The sequence below is a fragment of the Candidatus Schekmanbacteria bacterium genome, from assembly GCA_003695725.1.
In the GTDB taxonomy this organism is placed as follows: Bacteria; Schekmanbacteria; GWA2-38-11; order GWA2-38-11; family J061; genus J061.
Map to the genome: position 1 here is coordinate 1 of RFHX01000056.1, position 9,995 is coordinate 9,995.

At 37.8% G+C, this 9,995-nt stretch carries 10 protein-coding genes; 1 reads left to right on the plus strand and 9 read right to left on the minus strand.

Annotation, left to right across the window (positions count from 1 at the left end; translation table 11 throughout):
- Positions 1-117: 117 nt before the first annotated feature.
- Positions 118-750 carry a TetR/AcrR family transcriptional regulator gene (locus D6734_02595; GenBank protein ID RMF97205.1) on the plus strand — a complete coding sequence of 211 codons (633 nt, stop codon included), beginning with the start codon at positions 118-120 and terminating at the stop codon, positions 748-750.
- Between the two features lie 25 nt (positions 751-775).
- Here D6734_02595 and bamD read toward each other — a convergent pair whose 3' ends face one another.
- From bamD to D6734_02640, 9 genes are all read right to left on the minus strand, one after another.
- Complete coding sequence (gene bamD, locus D6734_02600; protein RMF97206.1) at positions 776-1,579, minus strand: outer membrane protein assembly factor BamD; 804 nt, start codon at positions 1,577-1,579, stop codon at positions 776-778.
- A gap of 11 nt (positions 1,580-1,590) precedes the next feature.
- A complete protein-coding gene (locus D6734_02605) occupies positions 1,591-1,986 on the minus strand; it encodes a YraN family protein (protein ID RMF97214.1) in 396 nt (131 codons plus the stop codon).
- The gene (gene trpB, locus D6734_02610; GenBank protein ID RMF97207.1) at positions 1,979-3,181 is read right to left on the minus strand and encodes a tryptophan synthase subunit beta; all 1,203 of its coding nucleotides are present in this window, start codon (positions 3,179-3,181) and stop codon (positions 1,979-1,981) included. Before trpB ends, D6734_02605 begins: the two co-directional genes overlap by 8 nt.
- 49 nt (positions 3,182-3,230) lie before the next feature.
- Positions 3,231-4,088, minus strand: a complete 858-nt coding sequence (mtnP, locus tag D6734_02615; GenBank protein RMF97208.1) for an S-methyl-5'-thioadenosine phosphorylase — start codon at positions 4,086-4,088, stop codon at positions 3,231-3,233.
- A 380-nt stretch (positions 4,089-4,468) separates the two neighbouring features.
- Positions 4,469-7,354, minus strand: coding sequence for a VWA domain-containing protein (locus D6734_02620; protein ID RMF97209.1), 2,886 nt, complete (start codon positions 7,352-7,354; stop codon positions 4,469-4,471).
- Positions 7,351-8,373: an AAA family ATPase gene (locus D6734_02625; protein ID RMF97210.1), complete on the minus strand. Its 1,023-nt coding sequence runs from the start codon at positions 8,371-8,373 to the stop codon at positions 7,351-7,353. Before D6734_02625 ends, D6734_02620 begins: the two co-directional genes overlap by 4 nt.
- On the minus strand, positions 8,374-8,595 hold the full coding sequence (locus tag D6734_02630; GenBank protein RMF97211.1) for a hypothetical protein: 222 nt from the start codon (positions 8,593-8,595) through the stop codon (positions 8,374-8,376).
- Positions 8,567-9,631, minus strand: a complete 1,065-nt coding sequence (locus D6734_02635; GenBank protein ID RMF97212.1) for a hypothetical protein — start codon at positions 9,629-9,631, stop codon at positions 8,567-8,569. Before D6734_02635 ends, D6734_02630 begins: the two co-directional genes overlap by 29 nt.
- A 142-nt stretch (positions 9,632-9,773) precedes the next feature.
- Positions 9,774-9,995 (minus strand): OmpA family protein (locus tag D6734_02640; protein ID RMF97213.1); only part of this gene is annotated, 222 nt, incomplete at its 5' end.

Sequence of the window (9,995 nt, forward strand, 5' to 3'; positions counted from 1 at the left end):
ATCTTTGTAGTTTTTAAGAAAGTTTTTACCATTTTCTATTTCCTCTTTTGTTAAAATTTTTTGTTAATTCAAAGAGTTACTGAACAGATAAATTTATAGTATCCAAAATCGGAAGATATTGAAGAATTGGCTTCAGAAAAAAAGGTCAATAGAAAAGAGCGAATCTTAGATGCCGCTCTGGAAATATTCAGCGCAAAAGGATTCAAAGATACAACAATAAGAGAAATAGCCAAAAAAGCAGGCGTAGGACTCGGGACGACCTTTTATTATTTCAAGGATAAAGACGACCTTTTCTATGCTGTCATATTCCGTGAAGTTGAAAAGGAACGAAAAAAGGTTTTAAAACGACTAAAGGAAATTGAAAAGAAGGAGAAGAATCCTTACAAACTCCTGAAAAAAAGACTTTTCAACTCTATTGAGACCCTTGAATCAAACGAATTACTGAAGAAAATCTTTCTTAAAGACCCTAATCTTGTCCTTCCATACTTTCACGACACTTTTCATGAACAATATCTTGAAAGAATACTACACGGGCTTGAATCGCTTATCAAAGACGGAATAGAAAAGGGATACTTAAAGAAGGTAGACACTCATATGGCTGCCCTTTCGCTGATAAGCATTCTTAATTCTTTTATGCTCGCATCTACATCACAAAGCAAATACGTTGATATTGGCAAATTGATTAGGTTTTCCGGCAGTCTTCTCATCGATGGGATGAGAAAGCCGCCTGACAAAACAAAGAAATCTTAGCTGTCTTCAAAATATTCCAATATTTTTACTGCAAGGAAGAAGGAACTTCAATTTCATAATCTGCACCATAACGCTTAAGCATCTGTAAAGCGCGCTTTCCGTAAGCCGTATTTTTATAAATAAGGGCAATTTCTTTGTAGAGCATAAGAGCCCTTTCATTTTCTTCATCTTTCCACAAAGATTCAGCAAGAATGCCCATAGCCCTTATCTTCAAATCCGGAATCTCACAATCCCTTATAAACCTCTTCAGCCGTTTTATTGCAGGCCTATACATTCTCATTTTATAATAAAATCTTCCAATGCCATAACTGTGCTCAGCAAGACGCCTTTTACAAAAAGATATTCTTTCTCCTGCAATATCATAATAGATACTTTCAGGATATCTTTCTCTTATAATGTTAAAATTTTCGAGAGCTTCTTTCGTTTTCGTTTGGTCCAATTGGCTTGGAAGAATCTGATAGAAATTCGACATACCAATTCTATAATAGGCAAAAGGCACTTCCAAGTGTGCAGGATGATATTTTGTAAATTCTTTATACTCTGCAATCGCTTCTTCATATTTCTCATCTGCATAATAACCATTTGCCGCAAAAAGACGAGCGCGCGAAACTTTGATGCTGTCAGGAAAATTAAACTTTATTTTTTTATATACATCCACAGCATCCTTGTAGTCACCCTTATCAACAAGCTTTTTGCCATACGCAAAAAGCTCCATAGCTGAAAGATTGTTTGTAACAGGAGGTGCATAACACCCGAGAGAAAAAACAATTGGGAAAAGAAAGAAAAGGAGTGCCAATTTAACGCTGATATTTCTATTTAGCGCCTTCATCTTTATCTCTCCTAAATTGAAAAAGCATTCCTTATTAATTCTATTTTCTCTTCTTTCCCATTGCTCTTTATTGAAACAACATCAAAACGGCAGTCAGTATCATAAAGACCATTTTGCAAAAGATATAATTCAGCGCATCTTTTAATTTTTTGTTGTTTACTGTAATCCACATTTTCTTCAGGCTTTGCAAAGTCATCAGAAACTCGCATTTTTACTTCGACGAAAACAGTGTATTTATCGTCACGCGCTATAATATCTATCTCTCCAACAGAAGCCCGGAAATTCCTTTCAATAATGCGATATCCCTTTCTCTTCAAATAGGCGCAGGCAATATCTTCTCCTTCCCTACCCTTTCTAATGTTTTCCCTTTCCGCATTTTTAAAATTTCTTCTCAAAAATTTAAACATTGTTTTTTTTGGAAAAAATCTTTCGCACGGCATCAACATCCTTATCACCACGCCCCGAAAGGCATACAACTACGATATCTTTTTTTCTAATCTCCTTGGAAAGCTTCAACAAATAGGCAATAGCATGAGCACTTTCTAATGCCGGAATAATTCCCTCCTTCTCCGAAAGAAGCTTGAAAGCCTCCAATGCTTCATCATCTGTTACATTTTTGTAAATTGCCCTTCCAGAATCTTTCAAGAAACTGTGTTCAGGTCCAACACCCGGATAATCAAGCCCCGCAGAAACGGAATGAGCAGGAATTATTTGTCCATCGTCATCCTGAAGTATATATGTCCTTGCGCCATGAAAAACTCCCTTTTCTCCTGCGCCAAGAGAGGCTCCATGTTTCCCGGTTTTTATTCCCAATCCTCCTGCCTCCACACCAATAAGGTTGACTTCTTTGTTCTTTATAAAAGGATAAAATAAGCCAATTGAGTTGCTGCCCCCTCCAACGCAAGCAAGACAATAATCTGGCAATCTTCCCTCCTCCTTTTTGATTTGTCTTTTTGCCTCATAACCGATTACTGATTGGAAATCACGGACCATCATTGGATACGGATGAGGTCCTACGACAGAACCAATTATGTAATGAGTTGTTTCAACATTTGTAACCCAATCGCGGAGAGCTTCATTGATAGCATCCTTCAACGTTTTACTTCCTGAAGATACAGAAATAACCTTTGAACCAAGCAGCTGCATTCTAAAAACATTCAATTCCTGCCTTACAGTATCTTCCTCTCCCATATAAATGTCGCACTGCAAACCGAAGAGTGCCGCAGCCGTTGCTGTGGCAACTCCGTGTTGTCCTGCGCCAGTTTCTGCAATAATTCTCTTTTTCTTCATCTTTTTTGCCAAAATTATCTGACCAAGGGTATTGTTTATCTTGTGTGCTCCTGTATGAAGAAGATCTTCCCGTTTAAGATATATTTTCCCTCTGCCTAAATATTTTGAAAGTCTCTTTGCATAATAAAGGGGCGTTGGCCTTCCGGCGTATTTTGAAAGATATTTATTCAGCTCATTTTGAAAGTTTTTATCTTTTTTATATTTGAGATAAGCTCTCTCAAGCTGAGATAGAGCAACCATAAGAGTTTCAGGCACAAATTTTCCGCCAAACTCTCCAAAGTGTCCACATTCATCCGGAAATATTTTTTTCATTATATTTTCTGTTTCGTTATTAGTTAAAGCTCAATAAAGATTCCTAAAATTATAAATATTTGCCTATAAGAATTTCGAGCCTTTCCTTTTGCTCCTGCGGAATAAGGGATTTATCAGTGATGATTGCATTTTCGAGAGCAGATGCGCATTCACAATTCCTCTCTCCTCCAATTATTTTTATGGCATTCTTGATTATCTTCTGAGCCATCTGCACATTCTTTTTGATAATTTCAAGAACGGCATCAATAGTAACATCCTCTTCAGCAGTATGCCAGCAGTCATAATCTGTCGCCAGTGCTATTGTGCCATAGCATATCTCTGCTTCCCTTGCCAGTCGAGCCTCAGGAAGATTAGTCATTCCTATTACATCAACACCCCAATGCCGGTAAATCATAGATTCTCCTCTTGTAGAAAATTGAGGACCTTCAATACAGATATAAGTTCCTCCCTTATGCACAACTGCCCCTGCTTTGACTGCAGAATCATAAAGAATCTTTCTTAAATTTTCACATAAGGGGTCTGCAAACTGGATATGAGCCGCAATGCCGTTGCCAAAAAAAGTGGAAGGCCTCATTCTTGTTCTATCAAAAAACTGGTCGGGAATTACAATATGTCCCGGCTCGATATCTTCTCTCATACTGCCTACTGCACTCACTGAAATAATCCATTCAACACCAAGTTTTTTCATTCCAAAGATGTTTGCTCTGAAATTGAGTTCATGAGGAAGAATGCGGTGACCCCGTCCATGGCGCGGAAGAAAAATGAGTTCCTTCCCATCGAGCTCACCAGATATGTAAGCATCCGAAGGTTCTCCAAAGGGTGTATCAACTTTTATCTCCTTTATATTTTCGAGTTCATCCATTGCATATAGACCGCTTCCGCCTATGATTCCAATTTTTCCAGCCATATCTACTCCCCAAAAAATGTTAAAATTTTCTGAAATAACGGCACAAACGCTAACAGAGGAAACCCACATTGTCAAGATTGGTAATAGAAGGACAACATGAAATCAATCTGCTTTGTTAGTCCCTGTCACACCATTTTCATATATCCGAAAACTTCTTTCACTATTCAAGAATTTATTATTTCATCTAAAACTTTCATTGTCCCCCACACAAGATATTTTTGCAAGAATTTCACTCACCCTAATAGAAACAGCAGGTATAAGCTATTTAAGATTTAAAAGGGAATGATTTTCTTTTACTAAACCCTTAAGCGAGAGAGTTCAATTGCTCTCTTTTTTAAATCTCATCGAAGGAATTTAGAAGATGGCTAATTGGCAATAATTCAAGCCATCATCCGAAGGGCGCTTATAGGAATTTTTTCAGCTGAACTTACACGATAAAATCTACCTTTTCCAATAAGGGCAATCTTTCTGGCAAAGTCAATACCGCGATTGTCCGGATCAGTAATAAGTAAAATGGAAACTTTTATATTCCTTTGCGCCGCTTTACGAGCCATCTGAAGAGCAAATCTATAACCAATTTCCTCCCTCTTCATCTCGGCGCTCGAGGAAACCCTATTTCCTATGCCGGGTGCGGCATTGGGCTGTCCGTCAGTTATAAGGACTATGTGTTTCTCCCAAGGCACTTTTTCTCGAATTAGCATCTTCAAAGCGCATTCTATCCCTCTGCCAACATTCGTATATTGGTCGGCTCGGAGTTTTACTACTGCGTCTGTAATTCCTGTGAAACTTCTACTTATAGGATAGACCTCTTCAGCTTCATTGCTGAATGCAACAAGTCCCACTCTATAGTTTTTCTCGACTGCGGCCCGAGCGAGCGCCGTTACGGCAATCTTGGCGAAACGAAGCTTTGCCTGTTTTCTCATCGATGCGCTAACATCCAAACAAAGAACAATATCCTCCGCCCGTGTCGGCAGTTTAACATAGGAAATAATATCCCTCAGTTCAATTTCATCAATTGCCTTTTGTTTTTTAATCAAATTTCTTATCGTATGAATAACTGAAATATCACCAAATGTGTCGCCTTTCATATAAGGACGGATATCTACGACATTTGCTGCGGCGCGGTCCTGTTTAAAAGCATCTTTTATTAGCCCGCTTGCATGGGATTTCTTTATAAGCTCATCCAAAAGCCATTCAAGACTTTTACCTGTTAGTGAAAAATTGATTTTTCCCCTGTCCTTTATTCTTACCAATCCCCTATCCTGAAGGCGATAAATAAGAACCTGCAAATTGCGATATTTCAATCTGTCACTCTCAACATCTTCACCCCTATTCTCCTTCATTACATAATGTACATAAGCGTCTTCCAAGGTGGAATCCTCATTCTTGAATTTGTGCTGAATATCCATAAAGTCGGCAACTATTTCGGACAATTTTTCCCCATCAAATTCAGGCTTGCCATCGATGCTTCTTTTCTCGAGTTTCTCAATTTCTTCCAATGCTTTTTTGAATTCCTCTTCTCCAATCAATCCCTGTCTTCTTAAATTTTCAATGTTTTTTCTCAATTCGCTTATTCCCTTAGAAGTAAATCTCATCGAATTTGGAGTCATATTGCTGATGTACCCTCTGCTTGCCATATCATCGAGAAGTTTTTGAAGCCCTTCATTTCTTGTCCTCGATACTTGTCCATAACGGTCAAGCAGTTCTTTTATAAGTTCATCATCGAGGTCGGCTGTTGAAAGTAAAGACCTTTCATCAATGGCACCTTCATCATTTTTGTTATCCAATGCATGTTTTTTCAAATATTCAAGAGCTCTTCTTACATCTTCCTTTGATAGGGGTACTTTTTTCCCTTCAAATCCTCCCCGATATTCTTCCTTTTTCTTCTTCCCTTCCAAACCATAAAGCACCTTTTTGACTATACCCTCGATAATTTCCTCTTCACTTTCTTCAACACCAGGTTTTCTCATCACACGGCAGGGCAATGTAATATTTGCGGCTTTCTCAATGCTTGCTCTTGAATTAAATCCATTTAAAAGGACAAAGGAGTTATATAATTCTTTGAATGCAATACTGCCTCTGACACTTGCACCTCTCAGGAGAAGGGGGTGATTTCTTGTTTTCTCCACGATATCCATCATAAGTTTATCCGCTGTTTGTGAGGTGATTTCATTTTTTCTCAATCTCCTGCCCCATTTTCTCAATTCCTTACGAAACAACTCTTGGGCCAATGTATCAGAAATACCGTATTCTGTGTAAATGCCATAGGATGCCGATATTGTGTCGGGCAAAAATCTCAAACCATATATGCCTGTTTCTTTCGAAGGTTTGAGATATAACTCACTGTCATATCTGATACCAGCATCAATAAGAGATTGGAAAAATTTGCGGGCTTCATAAATATATGACATTTCACCAATTACAAGTACTCTATCAAAGGGCTGTCTGCACAGAAGCTCGTAAAGGCGGCTTATACAGTAAATTGCCTTATCCATCAATTCTCTAACAGTTTCCTGATCGGCATAATAGCTTTTTGTATATTTTCCTGACATCTCGAATAAAAAAGAATCTATCTCTTCCAGATTGAAAGAAGATTCTTCTATCTCCTTCAACTCTCCAATTATCTCTTTTGAAATGCTCCTTAGTCTTCGCCTATCTTCAAGATAACCGGGGCTTCTGATTTCACCCACTTCAAGGCGCCTTTCAGGCTTTCCAACAGGCACAAGAGGAATGTCATCTGTCCATGCTTTAATTATAGCCGTTTCCCATATGCCTCCCGGATAATAAGTATTATAAATAGCCGATTCATTCCCATCCTTATACACTGTATTGAAGTTTGTAGGAATTCCCAAAAAATTATATACACTGAAGGAATGATAAATATTTTGAATAAAATTTTGCATTGGAGACAGGGTAAGAGCAATACAGTCAGGTTTGAACTGTTCTATTACAGCAGTACATAATTCCTTAACATTCTTTCCAACTTCAGGCAATCCAAGAAAAAATACTTCGCTTTCTGAAAAATTGCCTTTCATTTTTGATGAAACTTTGCCAGCTACCCACTCCTTGACAAGGGAAAGTATTTTTGAAGTTAGAAGCGGTGAAAGCGAGTCAACATCGACTTTCAAAGTTCCATGCTTCTTTAATGAATCAGCAGGAATAGGATTTTTGTTTGAAAGTGCTTTTTTTAAAATGGAATCTACTACTGGAGGATATTCATTTGCAAGAAGCAAAACTCTAAGGTCATTTAATTCAGGAACAATCATAATTCATCTCTATCGATCACCTTTTCTATAAATCCTTCCCGGTCATCATAATAAGAACTGTCGCCGGAAATCGTTATTCTTCCTGACAACACTCGGCGCGCTGAATCATAAACCTCTTCACTACTCACTTCCTTTTTCCCTCTTAATTTGGCGAGTGCCTGGGCTTGTTCATAAATCGAGAGCGTTGTTCGTACACTTGGAGGGTTTTCAAGGTCTTCATTATCTCTGGCGCGTCTCGATATCTCAGAAATTGCTTCGATCCTTTTTCTATCAATTTTAATTTCATCGATTTTGTTTCCATATCGTTCAACTATCTCTATCTCCTGCTCTCTTGTAGGATAACCAACACGTACTCTCTCAAAACGGTCGCTCAATGTTTCTGATATTTTTTCCACGCCTGCATATTCTTCAGGATTTTCTGTCGCTATGACAAGCGTGTCGACTTTAACTTCGATATCAAACCCGCCTATTGTTGTAATCCCTTCTTCTAAAACCTGCAAAAGAGTATTTTGTGTCCTTTGAGGCACACGATTGAGCTCATCTATAAATAAGATTTTTCTGTTGGCTTTATGAATCTTTCCGGGAGTAAAAGACCTATAGTCGTGAATTCCATATTTCATAGCATTCACTGGGTCAATATCTCCTATCAAATCCTCTGGTAGAAGTTCAGAAGAACCTTGAACGCGCACAAATCTTTTCTCTCCCTCGATTTCAATTTTCTTAATCTTTGACATTCTTGAACAATCTGGACAATTTGCTCTCTTAGGGTGGCAAACATATCTGCATCCTTCCACTGTTTTCATAGAAGGCAAAAGACGGGCAATTATCCTTGCCGCTGTCGTTTTCCCAACGCCGGGCGGACCTTCCAACAATAAATGTCTTCCCGCAATCAACACTGCAAGGATTGCTTCTTTAGTTTCTTCATCGCAATAAAAGCCCTCCAAAGGGTCTTCATTGTTTTTTAAACATTTTAAAATTTTTTTCCTAAGTTCGTCTTTTATATTTTTCATTTTTATCAATCACTCAAAACATCCAAGTTGACAGTTTGAAATCTTGATTTCCAATTCATTCAAAGCTTCTCCGATTCTGCTTATAGGTACATTCTCTTCTCTTGCCAAGGCAAAGGCTTCTGCACATTTTAATTTGCCATCTTTGGCTTTAGCTCTTACTTTAGACTCAATCTTTGAAGCAAATGCCTTGACTTCAGGATCATCACTTTTTTTCCATTCCAGTTTTGTCATTTTCAGGACCTCCAAAATCGATATTTATTTCTATTTTTGCAACTTTTTGAAGTTCAGCCAATTTATCTCCAATAATTTTATTTTTCTTTTCATCTGTCAAATCATTCAAAATCTTTTCTTTCGAGCCTTCGAGTGTCGCCTTGACAGCAGGCTTTCTGTCAACAAGCTTAATGATGTGATATCCAAAACGAGTTTTGACAGGTTTGCTTATTTCTCCCTTCTTCATAGAGAATGCTGCATCCTCAAATGTCTTGTCCATAACGCCTCTGGGAAAATAATTTAAGTCCCCCTTATTTTGTTTTGCTGAAGGGTCAATGGAAAATTTAAATGCCAATTCTGAAAAATCCTCGCCTGCTTTCACTTTTTTCCTAATGTCTTCTGCTTCTTTTTCTGTCTTGAGAAGGATGTGGCTTGCCCTAATCATCTCTGGTTGGTCGTATTTCGAGTGATTTTTCTCAAAGTATTCTGCTACTTCCTTATCATCTACTTTTACATCTTTCAATAAACTATCCAAATATTTTCTAATCATCATCTGCTTTGAAATATCCTGCTTTATATATGCTTCATCAAACCCCATCTCCTTCTTAAAATTTTCAAATCCTTCAGTGCCAAATCTCTCCTTAATATGTTTTAACTGCTCATCTACTTCAGCATTATCCACTTTGATACCTGCTTTTTTTGCGGCATCGAGAATAAGAAGGCGCTGTACCATATCTTGGCTTAGTTTTTGCTTTATCTGAGATATGAACCTTTTTGCATCTTCGCTTTGAGGATTAAACTCTCTTCCAAATCTCTTATACTGAGCCGCCAAAGCAGAAATTTCTCTTTGTAGCACAGAATCAAATTCTTTCTCACTTATTGTCTCATTGTTGACACGTATAGCTGGTTTCTCTTTTTCTGATGAGGATTTACTGCAGGCAGTAAAACTTCCTGCAACAAGAAAAAAAGAAATTAAAACTAAAATTACATTCAATTTTGCGCTATGGACTTTCATCTCAAATCTCCTCAAAAAAATAATTGTTCTCTCTAAATACATCTACCGCTTCATTACATAGCAGTAGTCGTAACTAAAATAAATCTTACAAGGAAGAAAATAGTTTATTAACAATGTTAAGTCAAACAATAAAAAAAGAGCCCCTACAAAGGGGCTCTTCCTATTCTTTTTCTTCAAACCAAAATTATTTCTTTATTAGATGAAGCTCAGTAACGACCCTTCTATTTTTTGCTCGCCCTTCCCTTGTCTTATTGTCCGCTACAGGTTCACTTTCACCTTTCCCTATTGCTTCAATTATGGAAGCATCAACACCCTTTTCGACATAATAATTCTTTACGGCCTCAGCGCGCTTTTCTGAGAGTTTCTGATTATACTTCTCGCTTCCGATGCTGTCTGTATGTCCAAT

Bases quoted from the DNA above. Each gene is read 5' to 3' on its own strand.
- bamD (RMF97206.1), bottom strand. From the start codon at position 1,579: ATGAAGGCGCTAAATAGAAATATCAGCGTTAAATTGGCACTCCTTTTC.
- D6734_02605 (RMF97214.1), bottom strand. From the start codon at position 1,986: ATGTTTAAATTTTTGAGAAGAAATTTTAAAAATGCGGAAAGGGAAAAC.
- trpB (RMF97207.1), bottom strand. From the start codon at position 3,181: ATGAAAAAAATATTTCCGGATGAATGTGGACACTTTGGAGAGTTTGGC.
- mtnP (RMF97208.1), bottom strand. From the start codon at position 4,088: ATGGCTGGAAAAATTGGAATCATAGGCGGAAGCGGTCTATATGCAATG.
- D6734_02620 (RMF97209.1), bottom strand. From the start codon at position 7,354: ATGATTGTTCCTGAATTAAATGACCTTAGAGTTTTGCTTCTTGCAAAT.
- D6734_02630 (RMF97211.1), bottom strand. From the start codon at position 8,595: ATGACAAAACTGGAATGGAAAAAAAGTGATGATCCTGAAGTCAAGGCA.
- D6734_02635 (RMF97212.1), bottom strand. From the start codon at position 9,631: ATGTATTTAGAGAGAACAATTATTTTTTTGAGGAGATTTGAGATGAAA.